Source organism: Pedobacter soli (assembly GCF_900101435.1).
Taxonomy (GTDB): Bacteria; Bacteroidota; Bacteroidia; order Sphingobacteriales; family Sphingobacteriaceae; genus Pedobacter; species Pedobacter soli.
On record NZ_FMZH01000004.1, the window covers coordinates 9993 to 35497 of the forward strand.

Here is a 25505-nt window from a genome sequence, read left to right on the forward strand (position 1 = left end):
CCTTATTACTTATTCAATAACAGGCCTTGAACAGGAAAGGTTTTGCCAAAAACAGATCCGTAAATTTTCCGATAGTTAAAAAACAAACATTTAGCATGTAGATTTGGGTATACAATTTACATGCAATATATGTGTAGTTAGTACTCAATTTGAAGGGCCCATTTATACAATCTTAATATAGGGCAGATAGCAGATAAAATCCGATCAAATGGCTAAGGTCAAACGATTGACTAATGCTTAACATGCATCTATAGCAAAAATGACTAAAAGAAAATATAGCTGTAAGTTGTATTGAAAATATTGACGCAGATCAATATCTATGAGTCTAAATGCATTTTAAAAAGCTCTCTAACTCCCTCTAAACAAATAATTTTCCTGACAAATATCAAAAAATATAAATCTTGTCTTATTTGTTGTACGTTATTCAAGTTCTGAATAGAAAATTGAAAATTCAAAAATATATCTTTGCTCACTAAATGAACGAAATGAACTGAGCTGAAAAAGTTTGGGCGTTTTTTTTTATTTTTTTAAAACCATAGGTTTTAAGCTTACGTATGTATGCCTAAAACTGAATAAATAAGCTATGTAAACTGGATTATTCCAGATAGTATAATACCATTCATTATCCCGTGTATGAATAAAAATTTACTCTCTCCGTGTGTCCCGACACGGTATTTCCTGACGAATAACAATTATTTAACGAAGTATTTCGGCAAATATTTTAAGTCTGCATTCTTTTTAGCTCTTGCGCTTCTTTTTATTAACCTCAATCATGCATTTGCTGATGGAAGTAAGGACTTGTATCCTAGTGGTGCAACAGGTAACAGGGCTTTCTTGTATACGAATATAAACCCCGCTTACGCCCCAGATTCGTGGCCCTTTAAAACAGCAGGTACTCATTTTGTGTATGCGAAAGCAGGAGAAGTGATTATGGCTTCTTCGAGTGCTGTTGGTCTTGGTTCCGGAGCAGTCAGGATTTACAGCCCTGATGGTTCGATAACCCAAACAAGTACTACAAATGGTTTCATATCTAACAGGGTACAGGAGTTAGCCGGACCAAAAAATGGTACTGCCGATGCAACGGCAAACAGGTATACCCCGTTTCAGTTAGTTGTTCCTGCAGGTCAGGATGGTATATGGAGGGTAGAATTTATCCCGCCTTCGGGAGAGACCAATACAACCGCTCAAAATTCAGGTACTGCAACTGTAGCTGCAGATGCTGCCTGGATGCAGGGAAACACAGCTACAGGAACAACTGCAGTAACAATGATTGCCGCATGGGATGTAAGTGTGAGGACGGGAACGCTGGCTACTGCAGGTACATTCATACCAGGAAGGGTATATACAAATGTGATGAACTTTAGGATCAACAACGTGTATACAGCCGGATCGGGATTTTACGGTCGTTTTTATGTTCTAACGAAAGATGGTAATGCTTACCGTGTAAGCAATAACGGGCAAGTAGGTGTTGGTTTTACTTTTTTTGCTAACAGCAGGGGCTTTACAACAGCTGCTAATGGGGCTGGCGATCCGACTTATAAAAGTGTTAATACTTCCACCAATTTAAATATTAAAGATCCGCGGACCGATGACAATGCCAATATAACACACAAGATCTTTTACACTTCACCCGCAAGTGATATGCCTACGGTTTCTAAAATCAATGGATTATCAGATACCTGGTTAAAGCCTGCAATTATATCTCCACAAGCATCGGGGCTAACATTTTTGGGTGTTGAAGGATCATCGAGTAGCGTAAGTTCTAAAGGAGCTTACATCAAATTCACGTCAAATGTGAATGGTAAATATAAAATTACCATTCCAGGTAATGGTAATTTCATTGACCGTACGCTTGTTGGTATAGCAACTACAGGTAATATGACTGTTTTTTGGGATGGAAAAGCTGGAAGCGCTTTGAACTCAAGCCTTCCTGGTGCAGCTGTTCCGCCTGGAACAACTGTAAACTCATTAAAAGTACAATTGTTTGGAGCAGAGGTACACTTTCCGTTTATAGATACTGAAATAAATCCGAATGGTATCATTATCGAACAATTAGATGCCAGTGGTAATGTTATCAGTGGTAATGATATTGTTTATTGGGATGATTCTGATATAACAAGTACCGGAACTGCACCTACACCTGCTTCTGGCTATCCCTTAACTACTTCTGGTGTTTCAAGTAATGCCAATGGTCATAAATGGGGTGCCAATACAGCTACGACTGCAACAGGAGATAGTGAATATGGAAACAATAAGGCGCTTGATACCTATGCTTTTACTCCCGGACTTGAAAATACTGAATCGGTAAGTGTTACCATTTCACAAGCTGATTTAAGGGTAACCAGTATAACTCCTTCGGTTACCACTGCAAAGGTAGGAAGTACAATAACTTACACTGTTGTACTGGAGAATTTAAACAATGCCAACAGTGTGAGTAATGTAAGTGGGGCTGTATTTGGCCTGGAGTATCCATCTGGTTTTGTGGTAAGCTCGGTTTCAGCACCTGTAGTAAATGCAGGAACTGCTTCTCAAACGTCGAGTACCATTGGGGCTACAAAATTTTCTGCCACATTAAATATGTCAACAGGGTCAAGAATTACTTATACGATTACCGGTACAGTGGGGAACGCCTTAAGTAATACAACAGTTGCTGCAAGAGCAACAATTTTAAGACCGGCAGATGTGGGAGATCCGGATGCTACTGACGAAAGTACAACAACTTTCTCTGGCAATGCAGATACAGAGTGTAACGGCGCTCCATCCGGAGTTGGCTGTAATAATATTGTAACTGCAAATGCAGTTACCGTACCTGCATCGGTAAGTATTGTAGCGACTACCCCTAATGCTTCAGAGCCTTCCACAAACGGATTGTTTACTGTAAATTTAACCAGTGCGGTTTTAGGAAATACCGTGGTTAATTATACCATCAGTGGAAATGCCACTAATGGGGTCGATTATAATACGGTTACACCATTATCGGGATCGGTAACCATCCTGGCTGGTCAAACTTCGGCAACAATTCCAATTACTGTATTTGACGACAATATTGTAGAATCTACAGAAACTGTTACGCTAACCATCAACAGCGTTAGCAATACATTAACTCCGTCAACTACAACGGCATTTAATGCAGCTGATTTAACGGCTACGGTAAATATTGCTGATGATGATGTGGCCACCATTACAGTGGCTACAACAGATGGAGCAGAACCTGGTACCAACGGATCGTTTTTATTTACCATGAACAAACCGAGCAGTACAAACACCACGATCAGTTATACTGTGGGCGGCTCGGCGGGTAATGGTACAGATTACAATACCATCGCTGGTACAGCAACTATCTTGGCCGGCCAAACAACGGTAACGGTTCCGGTAACAATTATCGACGATTTGGTTAGTGAACCTGCTGAAAATGTTATTTTAAGTGGTTTCAGTACAAATAATGCAAAAATTACAGTTACGCCAACTTCTTCAACAGTTAATATCACAGATAACGATGCGTCGAGTATTGCGATCAACAATATAAGTGTTGCCGAAAATGTAGCTGGAGGTAATGCTGTGTTTACGGTAACCCTTACCGGAGCTATCCAGAATGCCTTTACGGTAAACTATGCCACTGCCAATGGTACTGCCATTGCCGGATCGGATTATACCAATACTACAGGCACCTTAACTTTTCCTGCAAATTCAGCAACAGGTACCACGCGTACGATTACTGTTCCTATTCTGAACGACGCAATCAGCGAGCCTTCAGAGGCTTTCACAGTTGTGCTGTCTGGTATCAGTGCGGGTCCAACCACCATTGCTACAGCAACCGGGACTGGTACGATTACCGATGATGATGCTTCGAGTTTGGCAATCAATAACGTAAGTGTTGTAGAGAATGTGGCAGGAGGTAATGCTGTATTTACGGTAACTTTAACAGGCGCGATCCAAAATGCACTAACGGTTGATTTCGCCACTGCTAATGGTACTGCCATTGCCGGATCGGATTATACCAGTACTACAGGAACTTTAACTTTCCCGGCAAACTCAGCAACAGGTACCACGCGTACGATTACTGTTCCTATTCTGAACGATGCAATCAGTGAGCCTACTGAAGCCTTCACGGTTGTACTTTCAAATATCAGCGCAGGTCCAACTACCATTGCAACTGCTACAGGAACCGGTACGATTACTGATGACGATGCTTCGAGTATTGCGATCAATAACGTAAGCGTTGCTGAGAACGTGGCAGGAGGTAATGCTGTATTTACGGTAACCTTAACAGGAGGAATCCAGAATGCAGTAACCGTTAATTACGCTACTGCCAATGGTACTGCTATTGCCGGATCTGATTATACCAACACTACAGGAACTTTAACTTTTCCTGCAAATTCGCCAACTGGTACCACACGTACCATTACGGTTCCTATTCTGAATGATGCGATCAGCGAGCCTACCGAAGCCTTCACTGTGGTGCTGTCTGGTATCAGTGCGGGTCCAACTACTATTGCTACAGCAACCGGAACAGGTACGATTACAGACGATGATGTTTCGAGTTTGGCGATCAATAATGTAAGTGTTGTGGAGAACGTGGTAGGAGGTAACGCTGTATTTACAGTTACTTTAACAGGTGCGATCCAGAATGCGGTAACGGTTGATTTCGCCACAGCCAATGGTACTGCCATTGCGGGCTCAGATTACACTGCAACCAGCGGAACATTAACGTTCCCTGCAAATTCACCGACAGGTACCACGCGTACGATAACTGTTCCTATTCTGAACGATGCCATCAGTGAACCTGCCGAGGCTTTCACGGTTGTGCTTTCGAATATCAGCGCAGGTCCAACCACCATTGCAACTGCTACCGGAACAGGTACGATTACAGACGATGATGTTTCGAGTTTATCGATCAATAATGTAAGTGTTGTGGAGAACGTGGTAGGAGGTAATGCTGTATTTACAGTTACTTTAACAGGTGCGATCCAGAATGCGGTAACGGTTGATTTCGCCACTGCTAATGGTACTGCTATTGCGGGCTCAGATTACACTGCAACCAGCGGAACATTAACTTTCCCTGCAAATTCACCGACAGGTACCACGCGTACGATAACTGTTCCTATTCTGAACGATGCCATTAGTGAGCCTACTGAGGCTTTCACGGTTGTGCTTTCGAATATCAGTGCAGGACCTACCACCATTGCTACTGCTACCGGAACAGGTACCATTACTGATGATGATGCTTCGAGTTTGGCAATTAACAACGTAAGTGTTGTGGAGAACGTGGCAGGAGGTAATGCCGTATTTACGGTAACTTTAACAGGCGCGATCCAAAATGCACTAACGGTTGATTTCGCCACTGCTAATGGTACTGCCATTGCAGGTTCAGATTATACCTCAACCAGTGGAACTTTAACTTTCCCGGCAAATTCAGCAACGGGTACCACGCGTACGATAACTGTTCCTATTCTGAACGATGCAATCAGCGAGCCTTCCGAGGCTTTCACCGTTGTGCTGTCGAATATCAGTGCAGGTCCAACTACCATTGCAACTGCTACCGGAACAGGTACGATTACCGATGATGATGCTTCGAGTTTGGCGATCAACAACGTAAGTGTTGTGGAGAACGTGGCAGGAGGTAATGCCGTATTTACAGTAACTTTAACCGGTGGTATCCAAAACGCAGTAACGGTTGATTTCGCGACTGCCAATGGTACTGCCATTGCCGGATCGGATTATACCAGTACTACTGGATCCTTAACTTTTCCAGCAAATTCGCCAACAGGTACCACGCGTACCATTACGGTTCCTATCCTGAACGATGCGATCAGTGAGCCTACTGAAGCTTTTACTGTTGTTCTTTCAAATATTAGCGCAGGTCCAACCACCATTGCTACTGCTACCGGAACCGGTACGATTACCGATGATGATGCTTCGAGTTTGGCGATCAATAACGTAAGTGTTGTGGAGAACGTTGCAGGAGGTAATGCTGTGTTTACGGTAACCTTAACAGGGGGAATCCAAAATGCAGTAACCGTTAATTATGCCACTGCCAATGGTACTGCCATTGCGGGATCGGATTATACCAATACTACAGGAACACTAACTTTTCCGGCAAATTCACCAACAGGTACCACGCGTACAATTACCGTTCCTATCCTGAACGATGCCATCAGTGAACCAACCGAAGCCTTTACGGTTGCGCTGTCGAATATCAGTGCAGGCCCTACTACCATTGCTACGGCTACCGGAACCGGCACAATTACTGATGACGATGCTTCAATTGCAAGTATTACTCCGGGAGTTAACGGAAATGAAAACGGCCCGGTTAACGGAACTTTTACGGTTACTTTAAGTAATGCCGCTTCAACAGATACACAAATTACTTATAGTTTGGGTGGTACAGCCACCGAAGGAAGTGATTATTCTACGATTGCAACCAAAACCATTACTATTCCTGCGGGTCAGACTACAGGAACCATTACCATTCCGGTATTGACGGATAATTTGGTGGAGGGTAATGAAACGGTTATTGCAACACTTGTTTCTTCAAATAGCCCGCTGGTAAGTATTACCACAACACCTGCCGATAAAACAGCTACGATCAATATCCTCGATAACAATACTGCTACTGTTAGCATTTCTGCTACACCAACAAGTGTTAACGAAGGAGCGGGTACAGCCACATTCACCGTAACCTTAAGCAATGCGGTTCAAAATGCGTTTAGTGTTAATTATACTACAACCAACGGAACAGCTATTGCAGGTCAGGATTATACAGCAACCAGCGGAACATTAAACTTCCCGGCAAATTCTGCAGCGGGATCTACATTAACCTTTACCGTTCCGATTACCGACGATAACATCGTTGAACCAAGTGAAACTTTCAATGGAACATTAACCGGCGTTACCGGCGGACTGGTAACCATTGGGACAGGTAGCGCTGCCGTAACCATTATCGATAACGACAGCTCTGTGGCCAGCATTGCCCCGGGTGTTAATGGTAACGAAACCGGTCCGGTTCAGGGAACCTTCATTGTAACCTTAAGCAAACCAGCTTCAACAGATACACAAATTACCTATACATTAGGTGGAACGGCAACCGAAGGAAGCGATTACAGTACCATTGCAACCAAAACCATTACTATTCCGGCCGGACAAACCACCGGAACTATTGTGATTAATGTATTGCAGGATGCCCTTACTGAAAGTACTGAAACCGTAATTGCTACATTGGGTACTTCCAACAATGCAGTAACGGTAAATACTACTCCGGCATCAATCGATATCCTTGATGCCAATACTTCAAGTGTAAGTATTTCTACTACGCCGACAGTTAACGAGGCTGCCGGCACAGCTACCTTTACCGTAACTTTAAATAATGCTGTTCAAAGCGCATTCAGTGTAAATTATGCAACCGCTAACGGAACTGCAACAGCAGGAGCAGATTATACTGCAACCAGCGGAACATTGAATTTTCCTGCAAATTCTCCTGCGGGTACAGCATTAACCTTTACAGTTCCGATTATTAACGATAATATTGCTGAACCGAACGAAACCTTTACGGCTACGCTTAGCGGCATTACCGGTGGAGTAGTGGTGATCAGCAATGCAACTGCCACAGCTACCATTGTAGATAATGATGCGGCAACGGTATCTATCGCGGCGGGAACACCAGGCAGCGAAAATGGTCCTGTTAACGGTACATTCACGGTAACCTTAAGTAATCCATCATCAACTGATACACAGATTACCTATACTTTGGGTGGCACAGCAACTGAAGGAAGTGATTACTCAGCAATTGCTACTAAAACCATTACTATTCCGGCAGGCCAGACTACCGGAACCATTACCATTCCGGTATTAACCGATAACATTGTCGAAGGTACTGAAACGGTAGTAGCCACACTGGTTTCTACCAACAGTGCATTGGTTACGGTAACACCAACTCCGGCAAATAAAACGGCAACGATTAACATCACCGACAATACTACTGCAACGGTAACCGTAGCCGCTACAACCAACGGGGCTGAGCCGAATACACAAGGCTTATTTACTTTCACGCTAAGTAATGTATCTACAACCGATACGCAGATTGCTTATACCGTAACAGGATCTGCAACCAGCGGAACGGATTATACCTCAATTGGTACAAGTATAACAATCCCAGCCGGACAGACCAGTGTAACCTTACCAGTTATTGTGCTGGATGATACTTTCGCAGAACCTACGGAAAGCGTAATTCTGACGATGACCGCGGCAACCAATAATCCGGCAATTACTGCAAACACAAGCCCTGCAACCGTAAATATTACCGATAATGATAATGCAACCGTAGCCGTTAATAACGTTACAGTAGCAGAGAACGGAGGAAATGCAACCTTTACCGTAACTTTAAGCGGTAATGTTCAGGATGCATTTACTGTAAACTATTCTACAACAAACGGAACTGCAGTTTCGGGTACTGATTACACCGCTACATCGGGTAGTGTAACCTTTCCTGCAGGTTCAGTGAGCGGTACCACGCGCACTTTCAATATTCCGGTTATAAACGATAACATCGCCGAACTGACTGAAACCTTTACGGTGAAATTAAACAGTGTGAGCGCAGGATCGGTTGTAACCATACCTGCTGCCGGTGCAACCGGAACAGCAACCATTACTGATGACGATGCCGCAAATGTGGCAATCAATAGTGTTTCTGCTTTAGAAAATGCAGGTAACATGACTTTCACGGTAACCTTAACCGGAAATATCCAGGATGCGGTTTCTATTAACTATGCAACTACAGATAACACTGCAATTGCAGGATCAGATTATACTGCAAAAACAGGTGTAATTACTTTTCCTGCCGGATCTGTTTCGGGAGCTACCCAAACGATCCTGATCCCGATAACGGATGATAACGTGACCGAAGCCTCCGAAAGCTTCAAGGTAACTTTAAGCAATGCAACTGCTCCGGTTACCATTACGCAACCAGAAGGTATCGGAACCATTACAGATAACGATCCTGCAACAGTAAGCATTTCAGCTACACCAACCAGTGTAAATGAGGCGGCAGGTACAGCAACATTTACCGTAACCTTAAGCAATGCGGTACAAGCAGGATTTAGCGTTGATTATGCAACAGCCAACGGAACAGCCAATGCCGGTAGCGATTACACCGCCACCAGCGGAACGCTAAACTTCCCGGCAGGATCGGCAGCAGGTGCAACCTTAACTTTCACCGTTCCGATTATCAACGATAATGTGGTTGAACCTAGCGAAACGTTTAGTGCTTCGATTAACAATGTAAGCGGTAACCTGGTTACCATTGGTACTTCGACTGCAAGCGTAACCATTATCGATAATGATACTGCTATTGCTACGATCACTCCAGGAACTCCAGGAAATGAAAATGGTCCGGTTAACGGAACATTTACAGTTACGCTAAGTAACCCTTCATCAACCGATACCCAGATTACCTATACTTTGGGCGGAACAGCAACTGAAGGAAGTGATTACTCAACTATTGTTACCAAAACGATTACCATTCCGGCCGGACAAACTACCGGAACCATTACTATTCCGGTATTGACCGATAATATTGTAGAAGGTACCGAAACGGTTATTGCTACTTTGGCCAGTACCAACAATCCTGCTGTAACCGCAAGTAATACACCTGCAACAATCAACATTAGCGACAATACTACTGCTACAGTAACTGTAGCTGGTACTGCTGATGGTGCCGAGCCTAATACCCCGGGTAAATTTACCTTCACCTTAAGTAATGTATCTACAACCGATACACAAATTACCTATGCCGTTGGCGGTTCTGCTACCAGCGGTGCAGATTATACTGCCATTGGCACAACAGTAACCATCCCTGCCGGACAAACTACTGCAACAGTTACTGTTCCGGTATTAGATGATAATATTGCAGAAGGTACCGAGACCGTAATTTTAACGATGACAGCTGCAACAAGTAATCCATCGGTTACAGCAAGTACTACACCTGCCAGTATCAATATAACAGATAACGATACTGCTGTAGCAACCATAGCAGCAGGCACACCAGGCAATGAAAATGGCCCTGTTAACGGAACATTTACGGTAACCTTAAGCAATCCTTCTGCTCAGCCAACTACCATTACCTATACTTTAGGCGGCACGGCAACCGAAGGCAGCGATTACAGTACCATTGTTACCAAAACCATCACTATCCCGGCTGGTCAAACCACAGGGACAATTACTATTCCGGTATTAACCGATAACCTGGTAGAAGGTGTAGAAACTGTAATTGCCACATTGGCTACCTCAGGCAATCCGCTGGTAAGCGTAAGCAATACACCAGCTACGATTAATATCCTCGATAACAATACAGCAAGCGTAAGCATTTCGGCCACGCCAACCAGCGTAGATGAGGCTGCAGGTACAGCAACCTTTACCGTAACTTTAAGTGCCGCAGTACAAAATGCCTTTAGCGTTGATTATGCAACCGCAAACGGAACAGCTACAGCAGGTAGCGATTACACTGCTACAAGTGGTACGTTAAACTTCCCGGCAGGATCGGCAGCAGGTGCAACCTTAACTTTCACCGTTCCGATCATCAATGATAATGTGGTAGAACCTGGCGAAACGTTTAATGCTACCATCAGTAATGTAACCGGCGGATTGGTAACCATTGCAACCAGCTCGGCAACCCTAACCATTACCGATAATGATACTTCGGTTGCTACCATTACCCCGGGTATAAACGGCAATGAAACCGGACCGGTAAACGGAACGTTCACGGTAACTTTGAGTAACCCTTCATCAACAGATACCCAGATTACCTATACTTTAGGTGGAACGGCAACTGAAGGCAGCGATTACTCAACCATCGTAACTAAAACCATTACTATTCCGGCAGGCCAGACTACCGGAACAATTACTATTCCGGTATTAACCGATAACCTTACAGAAGGTGCCGAAACGGTTATAGCTACATTAGCCACAACAAATAATCCGTCGGTGAGTATCAGCAATACTCCGGCCACTATTAATGTTTTAGATGCCAACACAGCCAGCGTAAGTATTTCTACTACACCAACGGTTGATGAAGCAGCTGGAACAGCTACCTTTACAGTAACGCTAAATAATGCTGTTCAAAATGCATTCAGCGTTGACTATGCTACTGCAAACGGAACGGCAACAGCAGGCTTAGATTATACCGCAACAAGCGGAACTTTAAATTTCCCTGCAAATGCCGCAGCCGGAACTACCTTAACTTTCACTGTTCCGGTTATTGATGATAATATTGCCGAGCCAAGCGAAACCTTTACCGCTACATTAAGTAATATTACCGGTGGAGTAGTGGCCATCAATACTGCCACAGCAACAGCTACCATTGTTGATAATGATGCATCTGTAGCTACTATTGCTGCAGGTATTACAGGAAACGAAAACGGCCCTGTTAACGGAACGTTTACCGTAACCTTAAGCAAGCCATCATCAACTGATACGCAGCTTACTTATACTTTAGGCGGTACAGCAACCGAAGGCAGCGATTACAGTACCCTCGCTACTCATACAATTACTATCCCTGCTGGTCAAACCACCGGAACGATTACCATTCCGGTTTTAACCGATAACCTGGTAGAAGGTGTAGAAACAGTGATTGCCACACTGGCTACCTCGGGCAATCCATTGGTAAGTGTAAGCAATACACCGGCAACCATCAATATTCTTGATAACAATACGGCAACCGTAAGCATTTCGGCTACACCTGCCAGTATAGATGAAGCCGACGGAACAGCAACCTTTACCGTAACTTTAAGTAGTGCGGTTCAAAATGCCTTTAGCGTTGATTACGCAACAGCAAACGGAACAGCGACTGCGGGTGCAGGCTTAGATTACACCGCTACCAGCGGCACGCTGACTTTCCCTGCAGGATCTGCCGCGGGTACAACCTTAACTTTCACTGTTCCGGTTAACGACGATAACCTGATTGAGCCAAGTGAAACCTTTAATGGTACCATTAATAATATAACTGGTGGCCTGGTAACCATCGCAACCAGCTCGGCAACCGTAACCATTACCGATAATGATAGCGCTGTGGCTACCATTACCCCAGGCATAAATGGTAATGAAACTGGACCTGTTAACGGAACGTTCATTGTAACTTTGAGTAACCCTTCATCAACCGACACCCAGTTTACCTATACTTTGGGTGGTACCGCGACGCAAGGCAGCGATTACTCAACCATTGTAACCAAGGTGGTTACGATACCGGCGGGCCAGACTACCGGCACCATTACTATTCCGGTGTTAACCGATGCAATCACCGAAAGCATTGAAACGGTTATTGCTACCTTAACCACATCGAATAATCCGTCGGTAACTGTTAATAATACTCCGGCTACGATTAATATTTTAGATGCCAATACGGCCAGCGTAAGTATTTCTACTACGCCAACAGTTGATGAGGCCGCTGGAACAGCAACCTTTACGGTAACCCTTAATAATGCTGTTCAGGATGCATTTAGTGTTGACTATGCAACCGCAAACGGAACGGCAACAGCAGGCTTAGATTATACCGCAACAAATGGAACGCTAAACTTCCCTGCAGGATCGGCAGCGGGAGCATTCTTAACTTTCACTGTTCCGATTAACGACGATAATATTGCCGAACCGAGCGAAACTTTTACCGCTACATTAAGCAATATCACCGGTGGTGTGGTATTAATCAGTAACGCCACAGCAACAGCTACCATTGTTGATAATGATGTTTCGGTGGCTAGCATTGCTGCAGGTATAACAGGGAACGAAAATGGTCCGGTTAACGGAACATTTACCGTAAGCCTAAGTAAACCATCATCAACTGATACACAGCTTACCTATACTTTAGGTGGTACCGCGACTGAAGGCAGTGATTACAGTACTATTGCAACCCAAACAATTACCATTCCTGCTGGTCAAACCACAGGGACCATTACCATACCGGTATTAACCGATAACGTTGTTGAAGGTGTAGAAACCGTAATTGCCACTTTGGTTAGCTCAGGCAATCCGCTGGTAAGTGTAAGCACTACACCGGCATCTATTGATATCCTCGATAACAATACCGCAACGGTAAGTATTTCAGCTACGCCAACCAACATAAATGAGGCAGCAGGCACAGCCACTTTTACCGTAACTTTGAGTGCAGCGGTTCAAAATGCCTTTAGCGTTGATTATGCAACAGCCAACGGAACGGCAATTGCCGGTAGCGATTATACCGCTGCCAGCGGCACGCTGACTTTCCCGGCCGGATCTGCTGCAGGTGCAACCTTAACTTTCACCGTTCCGGTAAATGACGATAACCTGGTTGAGGCAAATGAAACCTTTAATGCCACAATTAGTAATATAACCGGTGGACTGGTAACCATTGCAACCAATTCTGCAAGCGTAACCATTACCGATAATGATAGCGCTGTAGCTACCATTACCGCAGGTGTAAACGGCAACGAAACCGGACCTGTAAATGGAACATTCACGGTAACCTTAAGTAACCCTTCATCAACCGATACCCAGATTACCTATACTTTAGGTGGAACAGCGACTGAAGGCAGCGATTACTCAACCATCGGAGCCAAAACGATTACCATTCCAGCAGGCCAAACTACCGGAACGATCACTATTCCAGTATTAACGGATGCGATTACCGAAGGCGTTGAAACGGTTATTGCTACATTGGGCACATCAGGTAACCCTGCAATAACTATTGATGCTACACCAGCAACAATTAATATCTTAGATGCCAATACCGCCAGTGTAAGTATTTCTACTACGCCAACAGTTGATGAAGGCGCCGGAACTGCTACCTTTACGGTAACGCTAAATAATGCGGTTCAGGATGCATTTAGTGTTAACTATGCTACTGCAAACGGAACGGCTACGGCAGGATCAGATTATACCGCAACAACGGGAACGTTAAATTTCCCTGCAAACGCTGCAGCCGGAACTACCTTAACTTTCACTGTTCCGATTACGGATGATAACATTGCTGAGGCAAACGAAACCTTTACAGCAACACTGAGTGGTATTACCGGTGGAGTAGTGGTGATCAGTAATGCAACCGCTACGGCTACCATTTTAGATAACGATGCAGTTGTGGCTACAATTACGGCGGGTACACCAGGAAACGAAAACGGCCCTGTTAACGGAACGTTTACCGTAACTTTAAGCAAGCCATCATCAACTGATACGCAACTTACCTATACATTGGGCGGCACAGCAACAGAGGGCAGCGACTATTTAACCATCGTAACCAAAACCATTACCATTCCAGCAGGTCAAACTACCGGAACCATTACCATTCCGGTGTTAACCGACAATGTTGTAGAGGGGACTGAAACCGTTACTGCTACTTTAACTACTTCGGGTAGTCCGTTGGTAACAGTAAGCAATACGCCTGCAAGTATTAACATTACCGATAATACTACGGCAACAGTAACAGTGGCGGCCACAAATGACGGGGCAGAACCAACTACCCCTGGTTTGTTTACTTTCACGTTAAGTAATGTCTCAACAACTGATACACAGATTACATATACTGTAAGTGGAACAGCAACGGGTGGATTAGATTATACTTCGATTGGTACAACGGTAACCATTCCGGCCGGACAAACTACGGCAACAGTAAATGTACCGGTATTGAACGATAACATTGCTGAAGGAACAGAAACGGTTATCTTAACTATGACTGCGGCAACAAGCAATCCATCAATTACAGCCATTACTACGCCGGCTACTGTTAATATTATTGATGATGATACTGCTGTAGCAACAATTACCGCAGGTACCTCGGGTAACGAAAACGGGCCATTAAATGGTACTTTCACGGTAACCCTGAGCAATCCATCATCGCAGCCTACTACCTTAACCTATAGCTTAGGTGGTACAGCTACAGAAGGAAGCGATTATTCGGCGATCGTTACCAAAACCATTACTATCCCTGCGGGTCAAACCACAGGAACCATTACCATTCCGGTATTAACTGATAATATTATAGAAGGTACAGAAACAGTAACCGCTACTTTGACCAATTCTGCTAATCCATTGGTGAGTATCAGTAATACACCTGCTACCATTAATATTGATGACAATACTACTGCAACAGTAACCGTTGCAGCAACCACAAATGGTGCAGAACCTGCAACACCAGGTTTGTTTACTTTCACCTTAAGTAATGTATCTACAAGCGATACGCAGATTACTTATACCGTAACCGGAAGTGCAACCAGCGGTGTAGATTATACGGCAATTGGTACAACAGTAACCATCCCGGCCGGACAAACCGCTGCAACAGTAAGTGTGCCGGTAATTGACGACAATATTGCTGAAGGAACAGAAACAGTGATACTGACCATGACAGCGGCAACAAGCAATCCTTCAATTACTGCCAATACAACACCTGCTGTTATAAACATTACCGATAACGATACTTCGGTGGCATCAATTGCTGCCGGAACAAATGGTAATGAGAACGGACCAGCAAATGGAACCTTTGTGGTAACCTTAAGTAATCCGTCTTCGCAGCCAACTACCATTACCTATACCATTGGTGGTACAGCTACCGAGGGCAGCGATTACAGCAATATCGTAACCAAAACAGTTACTATTCCTGCAGGTCAAACCACAGCAACCATTACTATTCCGGTATTAACCGATAATCTGGTAGAAGGCGTTGAAACAGTTGTGGTAACGCTGGGTACTTCAAATAATGCATTGGTAAGTGTAAGCAATACTCCGGCGAGTATTGATATCATTGATAATACCAGTGCAACGGTAACCGTAACAGCAACAGCTAACGGGGCAGAACCTGCAACTCCGGGCCAGTTTACCTTTACCTTAAGTAACGTGTCTACTACACCAACACAGATTACTTATACAGTTGGCGGATCAGCAACAAGCGGATTAGATTATACTTCGATTGGTACAACAGTAACCATTCCTGCAGGGCAGACCACTGCAACGGTTAGTGTGCCGGTATTAAACGATAACCTTGTAGAAGGAATAGAAACGGTGGTGTTAACCATGTCTGCTACTACCAGCAACCCTTCAATTACAGCGAGTACAACTCCGGCAACGGTTAACATTACCGATAACGATACCGCAATTGCAACCATTACTCCGGGTGTAAATGGTAACGAAAACGGTCCGGTTAGTGGCACATTTATCGTAACCTTAAGTAATCCATCATCTACCGATACGCAGATTACCTATACCGTTGGCGGAACTGCTACCGAGGGAAGTGATTACAGCACGATTGTGAAAACCATTACTATCCCTGCGGGGCAGACTACCGGCACCATTACCATTCCGGTATTGGCCGATGCAATAGTAGAAGGAACTGAAACGGTTGTAATTAGCCTTACCGGAACCAATAATCCTTTAGTTAATGTAAACAGTACCCCTGCAAGTATTAATATTCTGGATAACAATACGGCTACTGTAAGCATTAGTACCACACCAGTAATTAATGAAAATGCGGGTACTGCAACGTTTACAGTAACTTTAAGTGCAGCGGTACAAAATGCATTTAGTGTCGATTATAGAACAACTGATGGAACTGCTACAGCAGGTTTAGATTACACTGCAACATCAGGAACCTTAACGTTCCCGGCAAATTCTCCTGCAGGTACAACATTAACCTTTACGGTTCCAATTGCCGACGATAACCTGGTTGAACCATCAGAAACCTTTAGCGCCGCTTTAAGCAATGTAAGCAATACATTGGTAAGCATTGCAACGGGTACAGCTACAGTTACCATTACAGATAATGATACAGCAGTGGCAAGCATTGCGCCGGGTACAAACGGTAACGAAACAGGTCCGGTTAACGGAACTTTCATTGTAACTTTAAGTAACCCATCGGCTACCGATACACAGCTTACCTATACTTTAGGTGGCACAGCAACAGAGGGAAGTGATTACACGGCAATTACAACTAAAGTAATTACCATTCCTGCTGGTGAAACCACCGGAACAATTACCATCCCTGTGATTGCCGATGCAGTAGCAGAAAGCATCGAAACTGTAATTGCAACTTTGGGTACATCAAATAATGCTGCGGTAAGTGTTAATACCACTCCGGCCAGCATCAATATCCTCGATGCCAACACGGCCAATGTAAGTATCTCGATCAATGCGGCAAGTGTAACTGAAGCTGTAGGCACGGTTACTTTATCCGTTACTTTAAATGTGGCCGTTCAGAACAGCTTTACGGTAGATTATGCTACCGCTGATGGTACTGCAAAAGCAGGACTGGATTATGCGGCAACCAGCGGAACCTTAACTTTCCCTGCAAATTCTCCTGCAGGTACCGTACTTAATGTTGTGATCCCGATTATTGACGATAACCTGATCGAAACTTCAGAATCGTTTACAGTTGGCCTAAGCAACGTTCAAGGGGCTGATGTGGCTATTGGTACAAGTCCGGCAACAGTAAATATTGCAGATAACGACAGTGCTGTCGCAACCATTGTGGCTGGAACCAATGCAAATGAAACTGGTTTGGTAAACGGTTCGTTTAATGTAACATTGAGCAACCCGTCATCTACACCAACTACATTAACCTTTACCCTTGCGGGTACTGCAACTGAAAGTGCCGATTACGGTGCGGTTACCAAAACCATCATTATTCCTGCAGGAGCAACCTCAGGAACCATCACTATTCCGGTAATGGCAGATGGTGTGGCAGAAGGTACTGAAACTGTAGTTGCAACATTAACTGCTTCAAGCAATGCGGCAATTACAGTAAGCAACACACCTGCCTCGATCAATATTCTTGATGCGGACGTGGCAACGGTTAGTATTGCTACAACTCCGGTAATCAATGAAGATGCCGGCACCGCAACCTTTGTGGTTACGCTAAGCAATGCCGTACAAAATAGTTTCAGCGTAAACTATGGTACTACTGATGGAACAGCAACAGGAGGACTTGATTATACTGCAACCAATGGAACTTTAACCTTCCCTGCAAATGCTGCAGCCGGAACAAGCTTAACTTTCACGGTTCCGGTTACTGATGATAACCTGGTTGAACCATCAGAAACATTTAGTGCTTCATTGAGCGGTATTACCGGTGATGTGGTTACCATTGCAACTTCATCAGCAACTGTAACCATTACCGACAACGATAATTCGGTGGCCAGCATTACTGCAGGTACCAACGGTAACGAAAATGGTCCGGTAAATGGAACTTACACAGTAACATTAAGTAATCCGTCATCAACCGATACCCAGCTTACCTTTACGGTAGGTGGTACCGCAACAGAAGGCGGCGATTACAATACCATCACAAAAACGATAATTATTCCGGCAGGGCAGACTACCGGAACCATTGCTATCCCGGTAATCAGCGATAATGTTGTAGAGGGTAACGAAACGGTTATCGTTACGTTAACAGGAAGCAATAATTCAGCAGTTACAGTTAACAATACGCCTGCAACCATCAATATTATCGATAACAACTTGGTAACTGCAAGTATTTCTGTGGCCCTTGCAAGTGTAAACGAAGCTGCCGGAACAGCAACCTTTACCGTAACTTTAAGCGGTTCGGTACAAGATGCCTTTACGGTAGATTACATTACTGCTGATGGTACTGCAAAAGCAGGATTGGATTATGTGGCAACCAGCGGTACCTTAGTTTTCCCTGCAGGTTCTACTGCAGGTGCAAGTCTGACCTTCACCGTTCCGATTATCGACGATAACCTGGTTGAAGGTGACGAAACCTTTAGTGGTGTTATCACTAACGTAAGTGGTGGCTTGGTAACCATCGGAAATGGTACTGCAGTAGTAACTATTATCGATAACGATTTGGCTGTTGCTACAATCACTGCCGGTACTAACGGTAATGAGAACGGACCAGTGAACGGAACTTTCACGGTAACTTTAAATAATCCGGCTGCTGCCGATACCCAGTTAACTTACACCCTCGCAGGAACAGCAACTGAGGGTAGCGATTACAGCAATATCGTAACCAAAACCATCACCATTCCTGCAGGTCAAACCACTGCAACCATCACTATTCCGGTATTAACCGATAATATTGTAGAAGGAACTGAAACGGTTGTTGCTACCTTAACAAATTCTGGCAATCCGTTAGTTACTTTAAGCAATACGCCTGCAAGTATTAATATTATCGACAACACTGAGGCAATAGTTACAGTAGCGGCAACTGCCGACGGGGCAGAGCCATCTACACCGGGTCAGTTTACCTTTACGCTAAGTCAGGTATCTACTACCGATACCCAGATTACCTATACTGTAAACGGTACAGCAACGAGCGGAACAGATTATACCTCAATTGGTAATACCGTTACTATCCCGGCCGGACAAACCACGGCAACAGTATCGGTACCGGTATTGAACGATAACATTGTTGAAGGAACAGAAACCGTAGTTCTGACCATGAACGCTGCAACCAATAATGCTTCGATTGTTGCCAGCACTACGCCTGCAACAGTTAACATTACCGATAGCGGTTCTTCAATTGCTTCGATAAGTGCGGGTACAAACGGTAACGAGAATGGTCCGGTTAACGGAACATTTACAGTTACCTTAAATAACCCATCTGCTACCGATACACAGCTAACCTATACTTTAAGTGGAACAGCAACAGAAGGAAGCGATTACAGCACAATTGTAACCAAAACTGTTACCATCTTAGCTGGTCAGACTACTGCAACTATCACTATTCCGGTATTAACTGATGCAATAGCAGAAGGTACAGAAACGGTTATTGCTACCCTGGTATCTTCAAACAATCCACAAATTACCGCCAGCAATGTGCCTGCAACCATTACCATTGCCGATAACAATACGGCTACGGTTAGCATATCAACTGGCCCAACAGTTAACGAGGCAGCTGGTACCACTACATTTACGGTAACCCTAAGTGCTGCGGTTCAGGATGCATTTACAGTTGCTTATACTACAAGCGACGGAACGGCTGCGGCAGGCTTAGACTATACAACTACCAGCGGAACACTAACGTTCCCTGCTGGTTCAGCTGCTGGCGCAACCTTAACGTTTACTGTTCCGATCCTCGATGATAACATTATTGAAGGCGATCATACATTTAATGGTGTAATCAGTAGCGTAAGCGGAGGTTTGGTAACCATAGCCACTGGTACGGCAACTACTACTATTATCGATAACGATTCGGCCATAGCTACCATTACAGCTGGTGTTGATGGTAACGAAAACGGTCCGGCAAACGGAACATTTATTGTAACCTTAAGTAAGCCATCGGCTACGGATACCCAGCTTAGCTATACTTTAGGCGGAACGGCAACTGAGGGCAGCGACTACAGTACAATTGTAACCAAAACGATTACCATTCCTGCTGGTCAAACCACTGCAACCATTACCATTCCGGTATTGAACGATGCTGTTCTTGAAGGTGTTGAAACCGTAACAGCTACCCTGACTACTTCTGGTAATCCGGCTATTACCCCAGATAATGTACCGGCAACCATAAATATTGCCGATAATAATGCCGCAACTGTAAGCATCTCTACCGCGCCAAGTATTAACGAAGCAGCCGGAACGGCTACCTTTACGGTAACCTTAAATGCAGCAGTACAGCAGGCATTTAGTGTGGATTATAAAACCACCGATGGAACAGCTACAGCAGGTTTAGATTATACTGCAACCAGTGGAACCTTAACGTTCCCTGCGAATTCGCCTGCAGGTACCACTTTAACCTTTACCGTTCCGGTTATCGATGATAACATTGTTGAAACTAACGAAACCTTTAATGGTGTAATCAGCAATGTAACAGGTGGTCTGGTAACCATCGATATCAATACGGCAACTACTACCATCGTTGATAACGATGCAACAGTAGCTACCATTACAGCTGGTGTTGACGGTAACGAAAATGGCCCTGTTAACGGAACATTTACGGTAACCTTAAGCAAACCATCAGCTACCGATACCCAGATAACCTATACTTTAGGCGGAACAGCAACTGAGGGTAGCGACTATACTGCGATTGTAACCAAAATCATTACCATCCCGGCTGGTCAAACCTCGGCAACCATTACCATTCCGGTATTGAACGATGATGTTGTAGAAGGTACCGAAACCCTAATCGCCACACTGGGTACCTCGGCCAACCCTGGTGTAACCGTAAGCAATGTTCCTGCAACCATCAACATCATCGATGGTACAACAGCTACAGTTACGGTAACCGCAACTGCTGATGGTGCTGAGCCATCAACTCCTGGTCAGTTTACCTTTACGTTAAGTCATCCATCTGCTACAGCTACACAGATTACTTATACCGTAAACGGAACTGCAACCAGCGGTACAGATTATACCTCAATTGGTACAACAATTACCATTCCGGCCGGACAAACTACGGTAACGCTTCCGGTTCCGGTATTGGATGATAACATCAACGAAGGAAACGAAACAGTGATTATAACCATGAATGCAACTACCAGCAACCCATTAATCACTGCAAGTACAAGTCCGGCTACGGTTAACATCAGAGATAACCGCGCACCTGTTGCCACTGCACCGGCGATAACGGTTAATGAGGATACCCCGGTAAATGGAACTATCACTGCCAGCGATCCTGATGGTAACCCGCTTACTTACACGGTAACTACACCACCGGCACACGGATCAGTAACTGTAAATCCTGATGGTACTTATACTTATACACCGGCACCAGATTACAACGGTACCGATACCTTTACGGTAACCGTAAGTGATGGCAAAGGTGGTACAACAACTGTAACCATTCCGGTAATTATTAATCCGGTAAATGATGCGCCGGTTGCAACAGCACCAGCCATTACAACCACTAAAAATACACCGGTTAACGGCACCATTACCGCAAGTGATGTAGACGGCGATCCGCTTATCTTTACGGTAACCACGCCACCGGCACACGGTACCGTAGTGGTTAATCCTGATGGAACCTATACTTACACTCCAGCGAACAACTACAGCGGGGCAGATGTATTTACAGTAACCGTAAGTGATGGCAAAGGTGGTACCACAACGGTGACCATTAACGTAACTGTTAATCCAACCAATGTGGCTCCTGTTGCAACAGCTCCGGCAATTACTACCAATAAAAACACGCCGGTTAATAGCACCATTACCGCAACTGATGCAGACGGCGATCCGCTTACCTTTACGGTAACTACGCCGCCTGCACATGGTACTGTAGTGGTTAATCCTGACGGAACCTATACTTACACTCCAGCCAACAACTACAGTGGGGCAGATGTATTTACAGTAACCGTAAGCGATGGCAAAGGTGGTACTACTACGGTAACCATTAATGTTACGGTTAGTCCAACCAATGCAGCACCAGTGGTAACCGCACCTGCGCTTAGTACTAATGAGGATACTCCTGCTAATGGTACCATTACTGCAACAGATGCAGACGGGGATCCGCTTACCTTTACGGTAACTACACCTCCGGCACATGGTACAGTAGTGGTTAATCCTGATGGTACTTATAGTTACACACCTGCGCCAAATTATAACGGTACCGATACCTTTACGGTAACCGTAAGCGATGGCAAAGGTGGTACAACTACTGTAACCATTTCGGTAACTATTAACGCGGTTAACGATGCACCGGTTGCTACAGCGCCTGCTATTACCACGCCGCAAAATACTCCGGTTAACGGAACCATTACCGCAAGTGATGTAGATGGCGATCCGCTTACTTTCACCGTGACTACAGCTCCTGCACATGGTACCGTAGTGGTTAATCCTGATGGTACCTATACCTATACTCCAGCTGTGGGTTATTCAGGTAGCGATACCTTCACTGTAACCGTTAGCGATGGTAAAGGAGGTACTACAACAGTAACTATTCCTGTAAACGTAACCTTGGTAGCCGCACCAACCATGAGCTTAACTAAAGCAGCTACAAACAGTGTAAGCAAAGTAGGTGATGTGATCAATTACAACATCATTGTAACCAATACAGGTAATGTTGCCTTAAATAACGTTACAATAACTGATGCCGGCGCAGATGCAGGTTCTATTACTCCAGCCAGCATTGCAACCTTACTGCCAGGCTCGAGCGTAACGGTAACGGCTAAACATACGGTTACCTTAACAGAAGTGAATAATGGTTCATTCACCAACCAGGCATCTGCAACAGCGCAGGTACAGGGTGGTGGTAACATCAATAAACTATCTGATGATCCAGGTACACCAGCAGTTGGCGATGCAACCGTAACTGCGATTGCTCCCGCATCAACCATTACCCTGGTTAAAGCAGGTACATTAAGCGCTGACGGAAACAGTATCACCTATAACTTCAGCATTAAGAATACCGGAAATGTAACCCTGCATGTGGTGAACCTGGTAGATGCCAAACTTGGACTGAACAAAACCTATTCTGGAAATGTTGCCCCAGGTGGTACCATTACTGATACTTATGTTTACCAGTTAACCCAGGCCGATAAAGATGCGGGCAGCGTAACCAACTCTGCAAATGTGAACGCAAGAACACCTGCTAACCTGCCGGTAAGCGATGTGTCGGGTACAGCCGAAAATAACGATGCACCAACCATTACGGCAATTCCAACTACTGGATTGATAGCACTGGTTAAAACAGCATCATTTAACGGTAATAAGATCACTTACACCTTTACCATTAAAAATACTGGTGCGGTGACCTTAAATACCATTACCTTAACCGATGCCAAACTTGGTTTAAACAATAAGGTAATTACGGTAACAGGCGGACTTGCACCTGGTGCAAGCACAACTGATGTTGAAGTTTATACTTTAACTCAGGCCGATAAAGACCTGGGTACGGTAACCAATACAGCAACAGTAAATGCTAAAACAATTGGTGGAGCCAATGTAAGCGACGTTTCCGGAACGGCCGAGAGCAATAATACGGCAACAGTAACCAGCTTCCCTAAATCGCCTCGTGCGGTTGATGATGCAGGTGGTACTGTAGCCAACAAACCTGTTGTAATCAGTGTACTCGATAACGACGATCCGGGTAACTCTACATTCGATAAATTAACTGTCGAAATCGTAAGTCAGCCTAAACATGGTACCGTAAAAGTAAATGCCGATGGTACGGTAACTTATACGCCAGATGCAGGCTATACCGGCGATGATGTATTTACCTATCGTGTAAAAGATGCTTACGGATATTATACAAACGTGGCTTCTGTAAACTTAACCGCCAACTTCACCGGTATTACTATACCAAACCTGTTTACACCTAACGGCGATGGTATTAACGATACCTTCGAGATCATTGGTCTTAACCAATACCAGACCAGCGAACTGCAGATCGTGAACAGATGGGGTAATGAAGTTTTCCATGCTAAAGGTTACCAGAACAACTGGACAGGCGAGGGACTGAACGAAGGTACTTACTACTACTTACTGCGTGTTAAAAAAGCAAACAGTAACGATGTTGAAGTATATAAAGGTTACATTACATTAATCAGAGCGTTTAAAAAATAAGATAAGAGGCTTAGCCGGGCCTGGTTTTTAAACCAGACCCGGCTTTAAGATATTAAGATGATGAAGAAATTAATAGGATTTATAGCAGGTTCGTTCATAATGCTTTCGCAGGGCGTATTTGCGCAACAGGATGCCCAGTATAGCCAGTACATGTTCAACGGCATCTATATCAATCCGGCCTATGCGGGCTATAAAGAGGTGTTGAATGTACACAGCTTTTACCGGAGTCAGTGGACAGGTATTACCGGTGCACCTAGAAGTATGTCGCTCGCGGTTGATGCCATTGCCAACAGCGGTAACGTGGGACTGGCTTTGCAGGTGGCCAGCGATAAACTGGGTGCCCAAACCAACCTGAGCATTTATGGCAACTACGCATACCGCATCAGGATGAACGATGATGGCAGCTCGCGCCTGGCACTGGGCCTGGGTGTGGGGATGGTACAGCTGGGTATTGATGGTTCGATGCTGAACCCCAATAATCCAGAACCCAATCAGCCGGTAGGCGTGCAAAGTACTATTGTACCCGATGCCAGGGCAGGTGTGTATTTTGCCAACGATAAATACTATGCCGGTTTCTCGGTCGATAACCTCATTGCAACTTATATTGATATAGACCGTTATGCCTTTATCCCTCAACCCAAGCCACATTACTATCTAACAGCCGGGGCCTTGTTTCCACTTTCTGAAAATTTTCAGATAAAGCCTTCTTTTTTATTGAAAGATGATCGCGGTGGCCCAACCAGTTTAGATGTAAACGCCTTTTTAATGATTAAAGATTTTATATGGATCGGCGGGTCATATCGTACCGGGGTAAAATTGTATGATAAAAGCTACCTGCAAAAAGATTTAACGCCACGCAACTCAGCAGTTGCTGCGATCCAGATTTTCCCTTCCGAGAAAATCCGGATTGGTTATGGTTACGATTTCTCTATTGGGCCACTACAGGGCTACAGCAGCGGTACGCACGAGATTTCAATCGCCTACTCATTTATCAGACAGAACATCAGGGTGTCTACTCCGAGGGTGTTTTAAATACACAATATTTT

2 protein-coding genes are annotated in these 25505 nt (G+C 44.5%); both read left to right on the plus strand.

Features of this window, described 5'->3' with window-relative positions:
* Positions 1–633 precede the first annotated feature (633 nt).
* Positions 634–24459: a Calx-beta domain-containing protein gene (locus tag BLR37_RS09910; protein ID WP_090767942.1), complete on the plus strand. Its 23826-nt coding sequence runs from the start codon at positions 634–636 to the stop codon at positions 24457–24459.
* A 57-nt stretch (positions 24460–24516) separates the two neighbouring features.
* Positions 24517–25491 (plus strand): PorP/SprF family type IX secretion system membrane protein, encoded by a 975-nt coding sequence (locus tag BLR37_RS09915; RefSeq protein WP_244154632.1) that lies wholly within the window; start codon positions 24517–24519, stop codon positions 25489–25491.
* The last annotated feature ends 14 nt before the right edge of the window (positions 25492–25505 follow it).

What these genes read in the sequence shown, in the direction of transcription:
- BLR37_RS09910 (WP_090767942.1), top strand. Translation starts at nt 634, where the DNA reads ATGAATAAAAATTTACTCTCTCCGTGTGTCCCGACACGGTATTTCCTG.
- BLR37_RS09915 (WP_244154632.1), top strand. Translation starts at nt 24,517, where the DNA reads ATGATGAAGAAATTAATAGGATTTATAGCAGGTTCGTTCATAATGCTT.